General features: G+C 67.9%; 13 protein-coding genes. All 13 read right to left on the bottom strand.

The window, feature by feature from the left end; all coding sequences use genetic code 11:
- Positions 1-2 precede the first annotated feature (2 nt).
- The 13 genes from ACMZPQ_RS21325 to ACMZPQ_RS21265 all read right to left on the bottom strand — a co-directional run bounded on the left by ACMZPQ_RS21325 (position 3) and on the right by ACMZPQ_RS21265 (position 17,822).
- Complete coding sequence (locus ACMZPQ_RS21325) at positions 3-689, bottom strand: alginate O-acetyltransferase AlgF (RefSeq protein WP_414486127.1); 687 nt, start codon at positions 687-689, stop codon at positions 3-5.
- Positions 686-2,164: an AMP-binding protein gene (locus tag ACMZPQ_RS21320; RefSeq protein ID WP_197582278.1), complete on the bottom strand. Its 1,479-nt coding sequence runs from the start codon at positions 2,162-2,164 to the stop codon at positions 686-688. Before ACMZPQ_RS21320 ends, ACMZPQ_RS21325 begins: the two co-directional genes overlap by 4 nt.
- Positions 2,165-2,281: 117 nt before the next feature.
- Positions 2,282-2,515, bottom strand: a complete 234-nt coding sequence (locus ACMZPQ_RS21315; RefSeq protein WP_197582277.1) for a phosphopantetheine-binding protein — start codon at positions 2,513-2,515, stop codon at positions 2,282-2,284.
- A gap of 16 nt (positions 2,516-2,531) precedes the next feature.
- Positions 2,532-4,112 (bottom strand): MBOAT family O-acyltransferase, encoded by a 1,581-nt coding sequence (locus ACMZPQ_RS21310; RefSeq protein ID WP_414486128.1) that lies wholly within the window; start codon positions 4,110-4,112, stop codon positions 2,532-2,534.
- A 13-nt stretch (positions 4,113-4,125) separates the two neighbouring features.
- Entirely contained in the window at positions 4,126-5,250 is a 1,125-nt protein-coding gene (locus ACMZPQ_RS21305) for an alginate O-acetyltransferase AlgX-related protein (protein WP_414486129.1), read from the bottom strand.
- 4 nt (positions 5,251-5,254) lie between these two features.
- Positions 5,255-6,283 carry an alginate O-acetyltransferase AlgX-related protein gene (locus ACMZPQ_RS21300; RefSeq protein WP_312647937.1) on the bottom strand — a complete coding sequence of 343 codons (1,029 nt, stop codon included), beginning with the start codon at positions 6,281-6,283 and terminating at the stop codon, positions 5,255-5,257.
- A 21-nt stretch (positions 6,284-6,304) separates the two neighbouring features.
- A complete protein-coding gene (locus ACMZPQ_RS21295) occupies positions 6,305-9,127 on the bottom strand; it encodes an NfrA family protein (protein WP_197582275.1) in 2,823 nt (940 codons plus the stop codon).
- Positions 9,124-11,271, bottom strand: a complete 2,148-nt coding sequence (locus ACMZPQ_RS21290; protein WP_197582274.1) for a glycosyl transferase family protein — start codon at positions 11,269-11,271, stop codon at positions 9,124-9,126. Before ACMZPQ_RS21290 ends, ACMZPQ_RS21295 begins: the two co-directional genes overlap by 4 nt.
- Before the next feature lie 6 nt (positions 11,272-11,277).
- Positions 11,278-13,482 carry a hypothetical protein gene (locus ACMZPQ_RS21285; RefSeq protein WP_197582273.1) on the bottom strand — a complete coding sequence of 735 codons (2,205 nt, stop codon included), beginning with the start codon at positions 13,480-13,482 and terminating at the stop codon, positions 11,278-11,280.
- On the bottom strand, positions 13,479-14,663 hold the full coding sequence (gene wecB / locus ACMZPQ_RS21280) for a non-hydrolyzing UDP-N-acetylglucosamine 2-epimerase (RefSeq protein WP_312647398.1): 1,185 nt from the start codon (positions 14,661-14,663) through the stop codon (positions 13,479-13,481). The genes ACMZPQ_RS21285 and wecB overlap by 4 nt, the downstream gene beginning before the upstream one ends.
- A gap of 135 nt (positions 14,664-14,798) precedes the next feature.
- The gene (pncB, locus tag ACMZPQ_RS21275) at positions 14,799-15,998 is read right to left on the bottom strand and encodes a nicotinate phosphoribosyltransferase (protein WP_197584346.1); all 1,200 of its coding nucleotides are present in this window, start codon (positions 15,996-15,998) and stop codon (positions 14,799-14,801) included.
- Between the two features lie 136 nt (positions 15,999-16,134).
- Positions 16,135-16,974: a glycosyltransferase gene (locus tag ACMZPQ_RS21270; RefSeq protein WP_197584344.1), complete on the bottom strand. Its 840-nt coding sequence runs from the start codon at positions 16,972-16,974 to the stop codon at positions 16,135-16,137.
- Entirely contained in the window at positions 16,971-17,822 is an 852-nt protein-coding gene (locus ACMZPQ_RS21265) for a glycosyltransferase (RefSeq protein WP_197584341.1), read from the bottom strand. The genes ACMZPQ_RS21270 and ACMZPQ_RS21265 overlap by 4 nt, the downstream gene beginning before the upstream one ends.
- Positions 17,823-18,257 lie beyond the last annotated feature (435 nt).

The following is an 18,257-nucleotide window of genomic DNA, read 5'->3' as shown; positions in this document are numbered from 1 at the left end:
CGTCAGCGGCTCACGGCATCGGTGCCACTGAGCTGGCCCTGCAGCACCGGGGCGCTGGCAGTACCGGTCAGGAACAGGCTGTAGTGATCGCCGGGCTGCAACGCCGGCAGTTCCAGTGCGGTGCTGTCCTTGGCGCCACAGCTGGCCACCAGGCGCGCCTTCACCGGATTGATCGCACGCGCGGCACTGCGCCCGGCAGCCACCGCCGGAAACACGGCGGCGCCCTTGTCGGCCATCGCCAGCTTGCCCTGCGCACAGCCGGCAGCCAGGTTGTAGAAGCGGATCTCGGCCTTCAGCGCATCGCTGCTGCCGCCGCCGTCTTCGAGTACCGCCACCGGCTTGGACGGCGCAGCGCCATCCAGCACCAGGGTGGTGAAGCTGCCCGCAGCCACCGCCGGCTGCGTGCGCGCCTTGCCGCCCACGCGCACGGTAAACGGCTTGCCGCCTTCAACGATGGCGTAACGGGTGGCACGCGCCGCCGGGCCCACGCTCTGGTCGGCGCCGTTGGCAACGCCGGCCTTGACCGCAGTTGCGCCCGGGTTGAGCACGCGCACGAAGGCCGAGCCGGCCGGCGGCCGCGCGGCATACAGCTGGGCCAGGCGTCCTTCCGGTGCGGCCTGCTGGGCGAAGGATGCACACGGTGCCAGCAACAGGGCCGCGGTGATCAGTGATTTCATCGACAGGTTCATGCAGGTTTCTCCGTCATGCGAAGCGTGCGCGCCAGGGTCTGGTAGCGCTGCTCCAGTTGCTTGCGATCGACCTTGTTGCTGATCGTCTGTGGCAGGGCATCCACCGCGAACAGTTCCGAAGGAATCATATAGGGCGGCATGTAGCGTTCCATCTGTTCCTTCCAGTCGGCCAGTGCCTCGGGCACGCGCTGCAGTTCGCCGGTGGTGGGCTGCGCAGTTTCAATGAAACCGATCATGCGCACCAGGCTGCCATCCGGGCGCCGCAGCACCACCGCCGCACCGGCCACCACGCCGGGCAGCCGGGCCAGGCCGACATCCACTTCGGCCAGTTCGATGCGATAGCCATTGAGCTTGATCTGGTCATCGCGGCGACCGCGGAAGTAGAACCGCCCCTGCGCATCCTGGTCACCAAGGTCGCCACTGCGATAGGCGCGCTTGCCGTTGTGTTCGAACAGCACGCCGGCATCCAGGTCCGGGCGTTCCAGGTAGCCGCGCATGACGTGGTCGCCGGCCATGCAGATCTCACCGTCCACCAGGAACACCTCGGCATAGGGCTTGCCCACGCCGATCGGGAACGGGTTCGGTGCGGCCGCGCGCAGGGCCGGGTCGACCTCCACCCAGGTGGTGGAGCAGGTCGCCTCGGTCGGGCCATAGGAATTGATGATGCGCACCTGCGGGAAGCGCGCCCACAGTTCCTCGGCCACGCGAGGGGTCAGCGATTCAGCGCCGAATACGAACACGCGCAGGTCCGGAAGATGGGCCGCATCGAAGCGCGGGTTGAGGATCTGCTGGCGCACGAACGACGGCGTCGACGCCCACACCGCCACCTTCGAATCACGCAGATGGTCGATGAAGTGCTCGCTGCTGGCGATCACCTCGCGCGGGCACAGCACGCAGCAGCCACCCAGGCCCAGCGCGCCGCACAGATCGAACAGCGAGAAGTCGAAGCTGAAGAGCATCTGGTTCATGAAGGCCGGCGCCGGCCCCAGCGCCAGGCAGTCGCGGATCCAGCCGGTGAACAGCGCGACGCTGTCGCGGCCGATCTGCACGCCCTTGGGGTCGCCGGTGCTGCCGGAGGTGAACATGATGTACGCCAGATCCGGCACCGCCAGTGCACGGGGTGCATCGGCGCCCGGCAGGAAGGCATCGGCGGCCGCGTCGTAGACCGCGCGCGCATGCACCAGGGTGGTGATGCGCTGCAGGCGCGCCTGCGGGTTGATGTTGTCCACCGGCACATAGGTCACGCCCATGCTGAGGCAGCCGAGCATGGCAACGACGAAGGCCGCTTCCTTGTGCCCGGAAATCACCAGCGCATCGCCTGCAGCCAGGCCTGCCGCGCGCGCGCGTTCGATCCAGTCCTGGGTGCTGCGGTACAGGCGCGCCCAGTCCATCACGCCATCGGCGGCGTGCAGGGCCGGGGCCTGCGCGGCGACCTCCAGATCGGCGAAGCGGCAGTGGTCGAAATCGAAGTACATCGCGCTATCTCCGGCGCCGTTGAAGAGAGGTAGAGCCGAGCCGATGCTCGGCTGGATGTTCAGCGAAACAAGCCGAGCGTGGGCCCGGCTCTACAGGGAGCGTCCAGGCAGGCGCGGTCAGCGCGCGCCGTGCTCGGCCACGTAGTCGGCCAGTACCTGCACCGAATCCACCAGCGTATCGATCTCGTCGACCGGCAGGGTCACGCCGAGGCGGTCCTTGACCTCGACCATCAGCTGCACCTTCGACATCGAATCGAACAGCGACTCCATGTATTCGTCCGGCTGCACGCGCGTGCCGATCACCGCCTCGACGATATCGATCAGCTGGTTCTGGATCGTCTGCTTGTCCATGTTGCTATCCACCTTGTCAGAACTGGAAGTAAAGGAAACGGGTTTCTTTGTGCAGGTTGAGCAGGCAAAGCGCCAGCATGACCAGCATCAGCAGCAGCCAGGCCAGGTTCGGCTGCCAGCGCATCCACGCGCGCGGTGCCGGGTTGGGCTTGGCCAGCGAGGGCGAGTACACGCCCATGATCTGGTGCGCGTTGGGGGCCAGCCAGACGATGGCCAGCGACACCAGGATGTAGAGCAGCTGCAGGTGGTGGCCGAGCAGCAGGCGCATGCCGTCGGCGAACGCCAGGCCACCAACGTGGCCCAGGTTATCCATGCTCTCCCAGCCACGCACGCCGAACATGCCCTGGATCAGCTGCCAGGCATCGTGCACGCCGTCGGCGCGGAAGAACGCCTTTGCCACCAGCACCGCACCGAAGGTCAGCAGCAGGTAGCCGGCGTGCTGGAACGGGTTGAGCGTGCGCAACGCCGCCGGCTTGCGGCCGCCGACGAATACGCGCCAGGCGTGGTTGATGGCCAGGTAGGCGGCATGCAGCAGGCCGAAGATCAGGAACTGCAGGCCGGCGCCGTGCCAGATGCCGGCCAGGCCCATCGCCCACACGGTGGGCAGCACGATCATCGACAGGAAGCCGCCGGCGGTGGACACCGCGGCCGGACCGGTCGCGCGCCCATGGCGGGTACGCCAGCGGGTCACCGCCATCGCCACCGGGTAGTACAGGTAGGCGGTGATGTAGCGAGTGAGCGTCATGTGCCAGCGCGCCCAGAAATCGATGATGCTGGTGGCCTTGTACGGCGAGTTGAAGTTCAGCGGGAACCGGATGCCGAACATCCGCGCCAGGCCCAGCGCCATGTCCGAGTAGCCGGAGAAGTCGAAGTACAGCTGCAGCGCATAGGTCAGCGCGGTGGCCCAGGCGCCCCAGAACTGCACGTCACCGGTGGAGGCGAAGCCGGCGTCGGCATATGGCGCCAGGGTGTCGGCCAGCAGCACTTTCTTGGCCAGGCCGATCACGAACAGCATGCCGCCGATGGACAGGTTTTCAGCCTGGAAACGGTACGTTTCGCGCTTGCTGAACTGCGGCATCATCTCCTTGTGGTGCAGGATGGGGCCGGCAATCAGGTGCGGGAAGAAGGTCACGAACAGCACGTAGCTGAGCGGGCTGCGGTCATTGACCACGCCGGCGCGGCAGTCCAGCAGGTAGCCGATCTGGGTGAAGGTGAAGAAGGAAATGCCCAGCGGCAGGATCAGCGTGTCCATCGGGCCGACGCTGAAGCCCATGTCGTGGACGAAGTTCACCATCGCCGCGAAGTACTTGTAGTGCACCAGCAGCAGGATGTCGGCGGCCACGCCGAACGCGGTGGCCAGCAGCTGCAGCTTCGGCCGTTTGGCCAGCGACAGGATGACCAGGCTGACCAGGTAGTTGAAGGCGATCGAGCCGGCCAGCAGGATGACGAACTGCGGGTTCCACCAGCCGTAGAACACGATCGAGGCCACGCACAGCCACAGCGCGGCCAGCCGCGGCTGCAGTGCGCCCAGCAGGTAGTGCACGCCCAGCGCGATCGGCAGGAAAACCAGCAGGAACAGGAAGGAGTTGAAGAGCATGGTCGGTCGGCGCTCAGTCGATACCGGCCAGTGCCTTCTGCTCGCCTTCGGTCAGCGGCAGGGACAGGGCCATTTCAGAGAATTCCCAGATCACCAGTTTCAGGGTCGGTGGCCACGTCGCCTGCTGCGGCCATGCCGTCAGCAGCGCGCCGGAGAACTGGCCACCGTCCATGCTCTGGTTCCATACCTCGCGCCCCAGGCCATGGCCCAGGCGTTCGGCAAACAGGCTGCGCCGGCCGTTGGAGCTGCCCAGCAGCAGCACCTCCACCGGCGGCGTGTCATCCAGCAGGCCACCGCTGCGGAGCGGGGCGATTACCTGCTCCGGTTCCTGGTCCAGCGCGGGCCGCCACGCCGGCCAGGCATGCTCCAGCCCGGCCAGCACGATCAGGTCGCCCATGCGCGGCTTCGGCGCGCCCAGCGGGCCGACCTCGAACGCCTGGCCGCCCTGCCCGCCCAGCAGCGGCAGCGCCGCCGCAGTGACGGCATCGGCGGCGCGCTGTGCCCCGATCCGGTTCATGTGCACGTCGGTGCGGAAGAACACCGGCGCGTCCTGCCCGGACAGCACCGGCAGCAGGTCCACGCTGGACACCTTGGCGTCCGCCAATGCCCGTTGCCACTGCCCGTAGCGGGCACGCATCGGCTCGGAATAGCGCAGTCCGCAGGTGTGCGCCTGCTCGATGCGCGATTTGTCCGGCACCACCACCACCAGCAGCTGCACGCCCTTGTCCCGCAGCTGCTGCGACCAGTGCTGCATCAACCGCACGCGATCGGCGAACACCTTGTGGCCGGCGCCGGGTTGCGGGCGCAGGCCATCGCGGTAGAACAGCCAGTCCGGGCAGCCCAGTGCCACCTGTTCGCCGGTATCACCCAGCAGGCGGTAACGCAGCGCGGCGCCGACCAGATCACCTTCGTTCTGGATCGGCAGGCGCAGCGCCTGGTTGATCGCCTGGCCGGCCTCGCCGTCGGCCCACTTGGAAGGCAGCAGCTTCTCGGCCGGCAGCTTGGCGTTGGCCAGCATCCAGCCGCCGGCGCAGACACCGATCAACAGCAATGCCGACACCACCACGGCGGTCAGCCGATGGGTGCGCGGAGGGGCAGCAGGTGGCAGGGGCGCGGGCGCCCCGGGACGGGCATTCATCGGTTTACTGCCCCAGTGCCTTGTGCAGGCGGGCCTTCCACTGCTCGGCCGTCATGATCGAAGCGTTGTCCCACTGGCCGCGTGCATCCGGGCCCTGCGGGTAGGACGGCTCGAACATCTGCCAGACCAGGACCTGCGGCTTGTTCTGCTTGAAATCGGCCGATTCCAGGTATTCCAGCAGCATCACCCAGTGACCGACGTTGCCCGGCTTCCAGTTCACCGACACCGGACGGTCGATCAGGTTGGACAGCTTCTGCGGGAAACCGAAGTACGGCTGCACCATGCTGTGGCCGGTCACATGCACCGGTGCCGGCGCATCATCCAGCAGCGACTGCTGTTCGGCCTGGCGGCGCACGGTGAAGGTGTCGCGGCCGATCACCTTGCGCTGTTCGTCGGTCAGGAACAGTTCGGCCAGGTCGCCGAAGCGGCGTTCCTTGATCTCGCTGCCCAGCGCCAGGCCGGTACCGGCCTGGCCAGCCAGGGTCGGTACCTGCTCCTTGATCTTCGCGGCGACGGCGACGGCCACCGCGTCGGCAGCCGGCTGGGTCCAGTGCTGGTCGCTGCGGTAGAACACGTCCTGGCCACCCTGCTTGACCTGGCGCATGGCCTGCAGCGCATCGACCGCCGGCACCTGCGCCTTGCCCAGCCCATCAAGCTCCAGCGCATAACGGCCACGCACCGGATCGCCCAGGCGCTTGCCCTCGGGCAGCTTGTCTTCATAGAACAGGGCCTTGTCCGGCAGCACCAGCACCTGCAGCTTCACCCCGGCCGCCGCCAGCGCGCGCTGCGCTTCGGCAATCAGCGCGGTGTTGCGCGCGACGGCTGCGGTGTCGACCTCGGTCAGGCTGCCCCAAGCGGGGAACAGCCAACCGTCCTTGCCGGTCAGCACGATGGACGAATCCTGGTTGGCGGCGGCCACCGGCGCGGCCGGCGCCTGCGCCTGCAGCGGGCCTGCAGCGGCGAGCGCACACAGCGCGGCCAGCAGGAACATGCGCGGTCGTCGCGCGGTGGTTGAACGGGAAGCGGGCTTCATCGGCAGTTCCTTCTTGCGGCGTCAGTAATACAGGGTGGCGGTAGCGAACAGGCCCTTGGCCCGCTGGGTATCACCACCGCCAATGGCGAAGCGGTAGGACACCGACAGGTCGAGGTAGGAGCGCGCCGCGTTGTAGTGGTCCTCGCGGAACCAGTAGCGCGCGCCGACGCCGGGACCGGCGCCGAGCGACCAGCTGCGCTGGGTGTCGGACAACGCGAACGACTGCGGCCCGATGCCGGGGTAGTCGATGCCGCGCACCCGCGAGCGCTGGTCCTGCCAGTCGGCACCCAGCACCAGGTACGGGGTCACCACCCAGCGGGTCTGGTCGGCACCGAAACGGTAGTTGCGGCCGGCGCGCAGTTCGGCAGCGGCAAAGGCCTGCTGGCGGCGCAGGCGGCCATTGGATTCGCTCACGCGCTGGCCGGGGTTGCCGCTGGCATCGAGCGCGTCGATGGTGAAGTGCGCACGGTTGTCATCCCAGCTCAGGCCGGCCTGGGCGTAGCCACTGACCGTCCACCACTGGTTGACGTCGGTACGCATGCCCGTGCCCTGGTAGAAGCCGTAGGTGGCATAGGTCATCCAGCCACCGGCGCTGTCATTGAGGCGATAACGGGCCAGCAGGTTGGCCTGCAGCGGGCGTTCGGATTCAAGCTGGATCTGGCAGCGCACCGCGGCCGAGTCGGCGTAGATGCCGCCCCGGCGGGTCGCACTGCCGAGGAACTGGCGGCGTTCCAGGCCAACGCTGAGGCCGGTCTGGCCGAACGCATAGCGCACGCCGAACGATCCGATGGTGGACGGCCAGCCGGCAATCGAGCGCGAACGGCTGAGGCGTTCAGCGCGCTCGCGGTTGTCCGGCGTTTCCACCCCGGTGCAGGGGTCGGTGAACAGCAGCGATTCAAACGTGCCGCCCGCGTCGTACAGCGTGTTGGCGATGCGTGCGTAGGCTTCCAGCGTGCCGTGCTGGTTGTTGGTTGCCTGCGGCCGCCAGAACGCTTCCAGCGTGCTGAACACCGAGGCGCCCGGCGTGCTGATCGACGCACCGCCCAGGTTGGTGGCCGCCTGGCGCGATCCGCGATAGCCGGCTGCAGCGGTCACGCCCCAGGTGCGCGAGTAATTGGCGATGGCGCTGCGCGTGTTGTAGCGCTGCGCCTTGTCCAGCGGCAGCTGGCCAGCATCGGCGGCATCGATCGCACCGCGCAGCAGGGTCACCGCTTGGCGATGGTCGCCGGTGGCGGCGCTGGCGTAGGCCTGGTCCATCACCACGGTCTTGGGCGCCTTGCCGGTGGCCTCGGCGGCTCGGAAGTCGGCCAGGGCCTGTGCAGGCTCGCGGGCCGCCTGGTTGAGGTAGCCGCGCTGCATCAGCAATCCGGCATCGTCGGGGTGTGAGGCCAGTGCGGTATCCAGACGCTGCCGCGCCTCGGCCTGCTGGCTGCGGTTGCCGGCGGCCAGGGTGGTGGTCAGCAGGCCCTGCAGCGGCACGCTGTCCGGGGCTTCCTGCACGGCCTGGCGTGCTTCGACGATGGCCTGCTGGTAGTCCTGCCGGCCGTAGGCGGCATAGGCGCGCTGCGAGGCACCGCCATCGCCCTGCAGGTCGGCCGGCATCAGTTCGCACTGGGTGCCGTACGGTGTGTCGCGGCACTGCTGGAACGGCGCCGGGTAGGACTGCAGGGTGAGGGTCTGGCCGGCGCGCGCCGCGCGGATCGCCTTGGCACGCTCGGCCACGGCCTGGCGGATGCCCTGCTGGGTTTTCTCGTCCTCGTCGGCCAGCGTATCGGCCTGCAGCGGCGCCAGCAGCGCGGTGGCGCGCTCGCGGTCACCGGCCGCTACCGCGGCGTCCACGGCCAGCAGGCGCACATTGCGCTGCTGCTGGCCATCCAGCCAGTCCTGCTTCAGCGCGGCGTCGAAGTCGGCGTTGGCCTGCGCGGTCTCGCCCTGGCGCTGGCGCAGGTAGGCGCGCATGACCAGCGCGACCGTGTCGTCCTGGTCGTTGTCCAGCGCATCGTTGGCGGTCTGTTCGGCTGCGGCCAGCTGCCCGTCGAGCAGCTGCGCGGTCATCAGCAGCAAGCGGTGCGACGCCACGCCGGGCGCACGTGCCACTGCCTCGCGGGCGAAACCGGTGGCGGCGCCGAAGTCCTGGGCGATCAGTGCCTGGTAACCCTCCTGCGCCGGCTTCACCGCGCGCTGGCGGCCGAGCGCCACGCGCTTGGCGCGCAGGTCGGCCACGTTCGGGGCACCCAGCTGCAACGCGGTGGCCGCCGCCGCATCGGCCTGTTCCAGCTGCTGCTGCGCTTCCAGCGATGCCACCCACAGTATTGCCCACGCGCCCTGCTGCGGCTGCTGGCGGAAGGCCTGCTCGGCCTTGCTGGCAGCCACGGCCATCTTGTCGTCGTTGTAAGCGGTGTAGGCCTCGGTGGCGAGCGCGAACGCCTGCTGGTAGGCGCGTTCGGCCGGGGTCTGGCGTGCGGCCGGCGCGGCGCGGCGGCCGGCGCCAGTCGCGCTGCTGCCGCTGGGCGCTGCGCTGGCCAGCCCCGCCAGCGCCGGGTCCTGCAGGCCAGCGTTCAAGGCATTGCGCGCCTGCTGCCGTGCTTCTTCGCCGCGCCCCAGCTTCTGCAGCGCATAGATCTGCAGCAGGCGCAGGCGCACCACGTCCGGGCGCAGCCGCGAGGCTTCGCTGGCCTGGCGGTAGGCGGCGCTGTAGTCACCGCGTTCGTAGGACGCAAAGGCCTGCTCGGCCAGCCGGTACGCCGGGCCGGACAGCGGCAAGGGGGCATCCGACTGCGCGTAGACCGGCGCGGTGGCAGCCAGGGCGACGGCAATGACGGTGGACAGCAGCGTGGTCTTCATGCCGTTACGACTCCGGGAGGCGGTGACTGCAGCAACGCTGCACGACGGCGCTGCTCTTCCATGGCCTGGGCGACGGCCTCTTCGGTCGCGATGCCCTTGGTCACCAGGTAATCACCGATGCGGCCATCGCGTTGCGGCTTGTACTCGTCCAGCGCGATCTCGAAGCGCGCGTGGTCGATCAGCTGCATTTCCACCAGCAGGTCGCCCAGCAGCGGCACGGTGTCGATGCGCCATTGCTCGGCACCGCCGATCATGCGCAGGCCGGCGTTGATCTCGCTTTCGCGGGCCACGCTCTGTTCGACGTGCGCGCTGCCGGTTTCCTGCTTGAGCAGGGCCAGCGCGGCCTCGGACAGCGGATTGGCCACGGCCAGGCGCAGGGTGTCGTCGCGCAGCGGCGGCAACGGCAGCATGCGCCACTGCACGCAGGCATCGACGCTGACCGGGAATTCGCCCTGGGTCAGGTAGTCGACATCGATCACCGCGCGCTGCAGGTCGCCCTGGAAGGCGATGGCCTCGGCCAGGGTCTCATCATCCAGCCAGCCCTGCGACAGCAGGATGCGGCCAAGCGGCTGCTTGCGGCCCCCTTGCTGTTGCTGCAAGGCCTCTTCCAGCCGCTCCGGCTCTACCGCCTGCCATGTGGTCAGCAGTTCGCCGAGCCGCTTGCGGGTCTGCACCAGCGCCGACGCATCGGGGAAGTCGTGCATGGTCTTGTCCCAGACCATGCGCTTGCCGAACAGCAGGTAGGCCAGGAACATCTTCCACGCGCGCGCGGTGGCCATGAAGTTGACCATGTTGCCGACCACCATGCGCGGGATCGACATCAACGCGTGTTCCCAGCCGTACAGCCGGTTGACGAAGTAGAACCGCTGCACCACGCGGGTGGCCAGCGCAGCGGTGGTCAGCAGCGCGATGTTCATCTGCCACGTGCCAGCCTGGAACACGCTGGGGTACTGCAGGGTCCACACGCCGGTCACCTTCAGCAGCCAGAACAGCAGCAGCTGCAGGAAGATGGCGTAGGCGATGATGCTGACGAACGAGGTGATGATGCCCTTGCGGTCGCGTGCCAGCAGGTACTTGGTGGCCAGCGACCCGCGCCAGCCCAGCGTTTCCCAGCTCTGCAGGCCGATGCCCAGCACCCAGCGTGCCTTCTGCCGGTACGATGCGCGGAAGTTGTCGGGGAAATATTCGCGCACGCACAACGCCATCTGCTGGGTACGCTCGCGCACCGGCCCCCAGCCGAACCACGACGGCCGGCGAACCAGGAAGTGCACCGGGAAGCGGGCGAAGATCGAGTGCATGCCCATGGCGGCCAGGCGCGCGCCCACGTCGTAATCTTCGGTGAGGCTGTCGGTGTTGAACGGCTGGTTGTCGGTCTGCTCGCTCAGCGCCAGCAGTGCGCGCCGCGAGAAGCAGGTGCCGACGCCGGCCGAGGGCACCATGCCGGACACGCTTTCGCGCACCACCAGATCCTTGGCGTGCCATTCGGCGAACTCATCCATGTACACGCCGGCCACCAGCTCGTACCACTCGCGGTCCAGCGAGGTCACCGGCAGCTGGATCATGTCCTTGCGTGGCAGCAGGTAGTTGAAGAAGCGCAGCTCCATCGGGTGCAGCACGTCTTCGCTGTCATGCAGGATGACGCCCGCGAACTCGATGTCGTGGCGCTTCTCGTAGTCGAAGATCGACAGGATCAGCCAGTTCAGGCAGTCGGCCTTGCTGGTCGGGCCGTCATGTGGCACTTCGACCCGGCGCAGGCGCTTGTAGCGGCGTCGCATGCGCTCGACTTCATCGATGGTCGCCTGGTCGTTGGGATAGGTGCCGACGAACACCACGTACTCGCGGTAGTCGAGCACGTTGATCATGTTCTCGACCATCTGCGCGATGACGTCGTATTCCATCCACGCCGGCACCATGATCGCCAGCGGTTGCTCCGGCCGCTGCAGCAGGTCCTGCTGGGTCAGCGGCTTGTACTCGCGGCGCTTCTTGACCGTCAGCGTGCGCCAGGTTTCGCGGACCCAGTACCAGACGTCGATGAACAGGTCATCGAGGCTGGAGATCAGGATCAGCACGGCGACTGCCGCCGCCACTGTTTCCAGGGCGGCGTAGTAGTTGGCCAGCTGGATGTTCCAGAACAGACCGTCCACGACGGATCAGTGCCCGGTGCTGGCGGACTTGCGGCGGCGGCGGACCTGGGTGACGCGGGCAGCCAGTAGGGCGAACACCACCACGCCGACGGCGATCAGCAGCCACACCATGTGCTTTTCCCAGCCCGACTGCGGATTGCCTTCTTCGGCGATGCGTGAACCATAGGGGTCCTGGCTGTCGAAATCGCGTACGACGTCGCTGCCGTCGATCACCGCGAGGTCACCGCGCAGCAGGCGGAACGGAGCGCCCAGCGCCGGCCCGCGGGTGCCGAGATCGCTGTACAGCACCCCGGTCTGGCCGCCGGCCGAGGCCACCTGCACGGCCGCGGCATTTTCAACGCCGGTCAGGTCCAGCAGCGCCTGCGGCTTGCCGGCGATCACCAGGTGGCCGTCCTTCAACCCGGCCAGGCTGACGCCCGACGGCGCCACGCCGAAGGCCAGGTAGGGCTTGCCCGGGCTGATCGCCGCACCGGCATCGACCACCTTCAGTTCGGCCGCCTCCGGCGACGCACCGACAGCGCTGGCGATGGCGATCACCTTGGCCAGCGACGCCGGCGCATCCTGCAGCCAGGTGCCCGGCACGAACACTTCATTGGAACGCGACAGCAGGCTGGCGGCACCGATGAAGTCGGCACCGAGGGTGCGCTTGGCCAGCTTGATGTGGCTGCTGGGCAGGATCGACACCGGGAACGCGGTGGCCGGGTCATGGCAGTACGGGCGCGCGGGTTGGCGCAGGAAACTGACGCGGACTTCGTTGCGTGCCGACAGCGCGTAGGCCGGCACCTTGGCCACCAGGCGTTGCGGCTTGCCATTGGCCGACAGCACCCTGGCACCGAGCAGGTAATCGTTGAAGAAGATCGTGGCCACCGCGCCCTGCCCGCCCGCATTGGGTGCGGCAGAGACGTCGATCACCACTTCCTCGGGCAGGCGGCCATCGGCCGACAACGCGCCCAGTTCGAAGGTGGCGGTGCGGTCGCCGCGGGTGACGATGTCCTGGGTACCGGCAATGTTGCCGAGGCGGCTGAGCAGCACCAGGTCACCCTGCATCGGCGGGGCACCGGCCTGATCGACCTTCAGCGAACGGCCCAGGGCGTAGGCGCGCCACTGTTCGGACAGCAATCCGGCAACCTTGCCACCGGCCGCCGGATCGACCACCAGGGCCGGACGGCCGGCAACCGCGGCCACGCTCACCGACGCGTTGGCGGCCGGCTTTTCCAGCGCCCCCATGTCGGCCGCACGCCACGCGCTGAACGCGCTGGCGGCATCGGCGCCAGTGGCGCCGACCTGCGCGGCCAGCGCATCCAGCGCTGCGCGCACGCCGTTGCGCAGTGCGTCGCTGCCGATCATCACGTCGGCCGCCAGCGGACCGCTGTCACGCAGCGACAGCAGTGCACCGACTTCGGCCAGATCCTTGATTGCGTGCGCGCGCTCGCCACCGGCCAGCGCCGCGTAGGCCGGCACGGCCATCAGGCTGGCCGGGATGCTGATACCGGTCAGGTCGACGCTGTCGCCAACCTTGGGCAACGCAACCACGTCCACCTGCTTGCCGCCGGTCTGCAGCGCGGCACCGATGCGCCACGCCGCGTCGTACGACGCGGCCTGCAACGACTTGCCATCAACCAGCAGGCGCACCCGCGGCGGCAGCGCGCCCCAGGCCTTGGCCACCGTATCCACCGCACGGCCATCGAAGCGGTAGCTGAAGCGCGAATCGGGTGACAGGCGGAGAACATTGGCCGGTGCGCTCTGGTCGGCGCAGCGGTAATCGGAAACGATCGACCACCAGCCCACGCCGACGCGGACAAAGCCGTTGTCGCGGGGTTCGCCGTCGATCGCCAGCAGCTGGCTGGCATCGCCCTGTGCATCGGTGATCGAGCGCGCGGCAATCGGGTCACCATCGACCGACCACAGCCCCGAGGTACGACCGGTATGGCCGCGCACGTAACGACCATCCAGCTGCAACTGCGCGTCGCGGGTGGGCACGCCCACCGGCACCGGCAGGTAGATCTCGCGCTGGCTCTCCTGCCCACTGAGCACCAGTGGCTGGCGGAAGCCCAGCTGGCGCAGCGTCATCTGCCGGGTCACGGTGCTGTCACCGGTCCATTCGACGAACTGCCCGGCCGCCGTGTCGGCGGCGCTGGTGGTGGCGGCGCCGCTGGCCAGGGCCAGTGCAGTGGATACCAGGAGGAAGGTACGTCGGCCGGTCTGGGTCATGGCGTCACTTCATGCAGAGGAGTGGAGGCGAGGCCGGCGCTGCGGTGGCCGGGGTTGAACTCGGGCAACGGCTGGCCGCGCAGTGCGGCGACGATGCGCGCACTGGCACGCCCGTCGCCGTAGGGGCTGGCATCGGGATCAAAACGGGTTGGGTGCGACGGCTGTGCGAGTGCGGCGTTGACCGACTCGACGATGCGGGCCGGCGTGGTACCCACCAGCTTCACGACGCCGGCTTCAACCGCTTCCGGACGCTCGGTCACATCGCGCATCACCAGCACCGGCTTGGCCAATGCCGGCGCTTCTTCCTGCACGCCACCCGAATCGGTGAGGATCACGTCGGCGCGCTGCATCAGGCGCACGAAACTGAGGTAGTCCTGTGGCGGTACCAGGTGCACGTTGTGCAGGTGGCCGAGTTCGGCGTTGACCGGGCCCTGCACATTGGGGTTGAGGTGCACCGGGTAGAGCACCTGCAGGTCGTCGCGCTGGGCCAGCTCGGCCAGCGCGCGGCAGATGTCCAGGAAGCCCTGGCCAAAACTCTCGCGACGGTGGCCGGTGACCAGCAGCAGGCGACGACCCGGGTCGAGCATCTGGAACGGCGCGTCAGCCTTGGCGCGCAGGGCAGGATCGCGATCGAGCTGCTGCACGGTCTGCTTCAGCGCGTCGATGACGGTGTTGCCGGTGACCACGATTTTCCCGCCCAGGTGTTCACGGGCCAGGTTGCTGCGCGAGCTCGGCGTGGGCGCGAACAGGTAGTCGGCCACCACATCGATCACCCGCCGGTTCATTTCCTCCGGCCACGGCCGGTGGATGTCGCCGGTGCGCAGGCCCGCTTCGACATGGCCGATCGGGATGCGATGGTGGAACGCGGCCACCGCTGCAGTCATCGCCGTGGTGGTATCGCCATGCACCAGTACACGATCCGGGCGCACCTGCGTGTAGAGCGCGTCCAGCCGCTCGAACAGCTTGGCGCACAGGCCGTTGAGGGTCTGGTTGGGGACCATCACATCGAGGTCGTGATCGGCGGTGATCGCAAACAGCGACATCACCTGATCCAGCATCGCCCGATGCTGGCCGGTGGTGCACACGATCGATTCGATATCCGGCGCTTCATCCAGCGCCTTGACCAACGGCCCCATCTTGATCGCCTCAGGACGGGTACCGAAAACAGAAAGAACCTTCACCGCAGAACTCCCTCAAGGCCTGCTAAACATCCTGTCGCTGGATCGTAAGCGATTCTGTGAAGTTCGGCTATATAAATGTGACCTGCATCACAAACCGACGCAGTAAGCATTCCATCACAGTTGTGACGCAGAGCGTCACTTTGTGACGGCAGTTTTCTCTTCGGGGGGCAATTCGAAGACCTGGCGCAGGTAGGCCAGGTAGCCGGGGTCGTCGCACATGCTCTTGCCAGGCGAATCGCTCAGCTTGGCGACCGGCTGGCCGTTGCAGCGGACCATCTTGATGACGATGTTCAGCGGCGTCGGGCCAAGGTCGTTGGTCAGGTGGGTACCGACCCCGAAAGCCACCTGGCAGCGGCCGCGGAAATAGTCGTACAGGCGCATCACCTTGGCGATGTCGAGCCCATCGCTGAACACCAGCACCTTGCTGCGTGCATCAACGCGGCGCTGCTGGAAATGCGCCAGCATGCGATCGCCCCAGTCGAACGGATCGCCCGAGTCATGCCGAACGCCGTCGAACAGCTTGCAGAAGTACATGTCGAAGTCGCGCAGGAAGGCGTCAAGGCCGACCACGTCGGACAGCGCGATGCCCAGATCGCCACGATACTCGCGCGCCCACGACTCCAATGCCGCCACCTGCGAGTCACGCAGGCGCGGGCCCAGCGCCTGGAATGCCTGCAGGTACTCGTGCGCCATCGTGCCGTGCGGGGTCATGCCGTACAGGCGGGCGAAGTGCACGTTGCTGGTACCGACCAGCTGCGGGCCGAGTGCATCGCGCAGCAGCGGCAGCAGGCGCGCGTGCCAGTCACGCGAGTAGCGGCGGCGGCTGCCGTAGTCGGCGATGCGGCACTGTTCGAAGCCAGGGGTATCGCGCAGCAACGCCGCCTTGGCCTGCAGGCGACGCTCGCCCTCGACGAAGTCGGCCGTGGTGGTGTTGCGGAACCAGACCTCGTTGATGATCGCCAGCAGCGGCACTTCGAACAGGATGGTGTGCAGCCACGGACCGGTGATGTCCAGCTCGATCTCGCCGGGCACGGTTTTCGAAGCCCGCAGCCGGATGTACTTGCGGTCAAGATGGAACAGGCCGAGGAAATCGGCGAAGTCCGGCTTCACGAAGCGCAGGCTGCGCATGTAGTCCAGTTCCGCGTCACTGAAGCGCAGGCTGCACAGATGGTCGATCTCTTCATCGATCTGGTCGATGTAGCGGGCAAGCTCGATGCCGGGCGTGCGGCACTTGAACCGATACTGCACCTGGGCGCCGGGATGCTGGTGCAGCACCGCCTGCATCATGGTGAACTTGTACAGGTCGGTGTCGAGCAGGGACTGGATGATAGGCATGGGGCAGATTATGCGCCCGGCGGCGTGAACCCGGGTGCCTGCGCCCGCATCCCGTGTCCATGCAGCCGATCGGCTCTACCGTAGATCCACGCCATGCGTGGATGAGCCACCCTTGCAGCCGAGCGCAGGCTCGGCTCTACAGCGACCGCCGCAGCAGGCGCGGCACCAGCATCAGTGCATGCAGCCAGATCGCACTCCACACCGCAGCGCGTATCGGCAGCGAGCGCTGCCTCGCCTCGAATTTCTGGAAGTAGCGCCACAGGCCCTTGTGCTTGTGCCATTCAACGAAGAACGGCCGCGAACGGCTGGAAACACCGCGCACGTGCAGAACCTGCAGGTCGTTGGCGATGGCGACCACCGCGCCGGCCTCGCGCGCGCGCCGGCACAGGTCGAGGTCTTCGGCATGCAGGCGATAGCCGGCGTCCCAGCCACCGATGCGGTCAAACAGCGCACGCGGCATCATCAGCAGCGCACCTGACAACGCCGGCACCGGTTGCAGCGACTGCTGCGGATCGCGCGCAACCGCCAGCCTGGAACCCTTGCCGGGCGAACGCAGCATCAACAGGAAATCCGGGTCGCGGCGGCGTACCGCCTCGTCGGCGTGGCCATGCTCGTCCACCTGCTCGACGCCCAGCAGGCAATCGCCCACTGCTTCGGCACGGCCGCGCAGTTCGGCGAGCGTTTCCGGCTCGACCATCAGGTCCGGGTTGATGAAGGCCAGCCACGGGCTGAGCGAGTCGGCCACGCCCTGGTTGTTGGCGGCGGCAAAGCCGGGATTGTCGGGATTGCCGACAAAACGCACGCGCGGATCGTGGCTGGCATGCCGTTGCACGATATCCAGGGTGCCATCCAGCGAACCATTGTCGATCACCCGGATCTCTTCCACGTCCTGCGCCTGGCGCAGGCGCGAGAGGCAGGCATCGATGGTACTGCCACTCTGGTAGGTGACGACGATGGCGGCAATGGCAGCATTCAAACGGAGGGCTCCGGCGCGGATGGGACGAACAGGTCGCCCTGCTCGCGCGGCATTATCGCCTGCCGCATGCGCTGTTGCAGATCGGCGCGCAACCCGTGCAGCGGATCGTGCATCAGGAAGTCCGCCAGCCTCGGCACCCAGCCTGGCCACCGCGCGGCCAGGGCTTCGAGATCGCCATCGCGGCTGACCGCCTCTCCGGCGCGGCCGACAAACGCGGTTTCGCACAGCACATTGCGCCACCCCAGCCCGGCCATGCGCAGGCTGAGGTCGACCAGTGCCGCATTCCATCCCGCGTAGCTGTCCACGTCCAGGCCGCCGACACGGCGGCGCGCGTTGCTCCGCACCAGCACCGCATGGGTGACCGCCGATGGCAGTTCCGGGTGCAGCGTCGGCAGCGTGGCGCAGGTATGGGCCAGCAGCGCTGGATCGTCGGGCTCGGGATTGATCTCGCCCAGGCGCGGCCAGGCGGCGGTTTCGCCGGCATTGCACCAGGGCGTGGCGGTGGCGATCGACGCATCGCGGGCAAAGGCATCCTGCAGCTGCTGCAACCAGCCCGGCGCCGGCATGCTGTCCGGCGCCAGCACGGCCACATCCAGGCCATCACAGGCGCGCAGCATCTCATCCAGATGGGCCACTTCACCCAGCGGCCGCGCACGCCGGGTGTATTCGGCTTGCAGTGGCGTATTTGCCAGCCAGTGTTCAACGATGGCCTGCGCACGCGGACCGGTCTGTGCATCATCGGCCAACCAGACCGCCGTGCCCGGTGCAGTGCCCGCATCCAGCGCGGCCAGACAACGGTCGAGCGCAGCATCGTCCACGCACAGCGGCAACAACACGATCGCCCCCATCCCGCCTCCGTGGTTGTCGGTGGCCACAGCGTAGCACCGGGAAGGTATCGGCCGGGTTGCACCCGGCACCCGGGTAGTGCCGGCCGCTGGCCGGCAACAGCACCAGCAACAGCAACAGCCGAGGCAAAAGCTGCGTTCCTGGGGTTGGCGGGGTGGGTCCGGTTGCGGGGGACGCCGTACCCCCCTCCGGGGTCCGGCCCAGCCGCTGGCGGCTGTGCGTTCGGGCGCTTGCGAAGCAGTGCTTCGCAAGCAAAGCGCCCTCACCCTTGGGGGCTTGGCCGCGGCATCCATGCCGCGGACACCCCCGCAAGCGGATCCACCCCGCCTTCGACAGATTTCTGTGATCTGCCTGACCTTGTTTTCTGTAGCAACTGTCTTGTCAGGCGGAGGCCATCTGGGCCTCCGCTTCCCGTTTGCGGGCGTTGAGGATCACCA

It is taken from the genome of Stenotrophomonas maltophilia (genome assembly GCF_047497515.2).
Taxonomy (GTDB): domain Bacteria; phylum Pseudomonadota; class Gammaproteobacteria; order Xanthomonadales; family Xanthomonadaceae; genus Stenotrophomonas.
The sequence above is the reverse complement of the archived record's forward strand: the minus strand, read 5'-3'. Positions and strand labels throughout refer to the sequence as shown.

Excerpts from the sequence above, each read along its gene's own strand:
- ACMZPQ_RS21305 (WP_414486129.1), bottom strand. The coding sequence starts at position 5,250 with ATGAATGCCCGTCCCGGGGCGCCCGCGCCCCTGCCACCTGCTGCCCCT.
- ACMZPQ_RS21325 (WP_414486127.1), bottom strand. The coding sequence starts at position 689 with ATGAACCTGTCGATGAAATCACTGATCACCGCGGCCCTGTTGCTGGCA.
- ACMZPQ_RS21285 (WP_197582273.1), bottom strand. The coding sequence starts at position 13,482 with ATGACCCAGACCGGCCGACGTACCTTCCTCCTGGTATCCACTGCACTG.
- ACMZPQ_RS21265 (WP_197584341.1), bottom strand. The coding sequence starts at position 17,822 with ATGGGGGCGATCGTGTTGTTGCCGCTGTGCGTGGACGATGCTGCGCTC.
- pncB (WP_197584346.1), bottom strand. The coding sequence starts at position 15,998 with ATGCCTATCATCCAGTCCCTGCTCGACACCGACCTGTACAAGTTCACC.
- ACMZPQ_RS21320 (WP_197582278.1), bottom strand. The coding sequence starts at position 2,164 with ATGTACTTCGATTTCGACCACTGCCGCTTCGCCGATCTGGAGGTCGCC.
- ACMZPQ_RS21300 (WP_312647937.1), bottom strand. The coding sequence starts at position 6,283 with ATGAAGCCCGCTTCCCGTTCAACCACCGCGCGACGACCGCGCATGTTC.
- ACMZPQ_RS21310 (WP_414486128.1), bottom strand. The coding sequence starts at position 4,112 with ATGCTCTTCAACTCCTTCCTGTTCCTGCTGGTTTTCCTGCCGATCGCG.
- ACMZPQ_RS21295 (WP_197582275.1), bottom strand. The coding sequence starts at position 9,127 with ATGAAGACCACGCTGCTGTCCACCGTCATTGCCGTCGCCCTGGCTGCC.
- ACMZPQ_RS21315 (WP_197582277.1), bottom strand. The coding sequence starts at position 2,515 with ATGGACAAGCAGACGATCCAGAACCAGCTGATCGATATCGTCGAGGCG.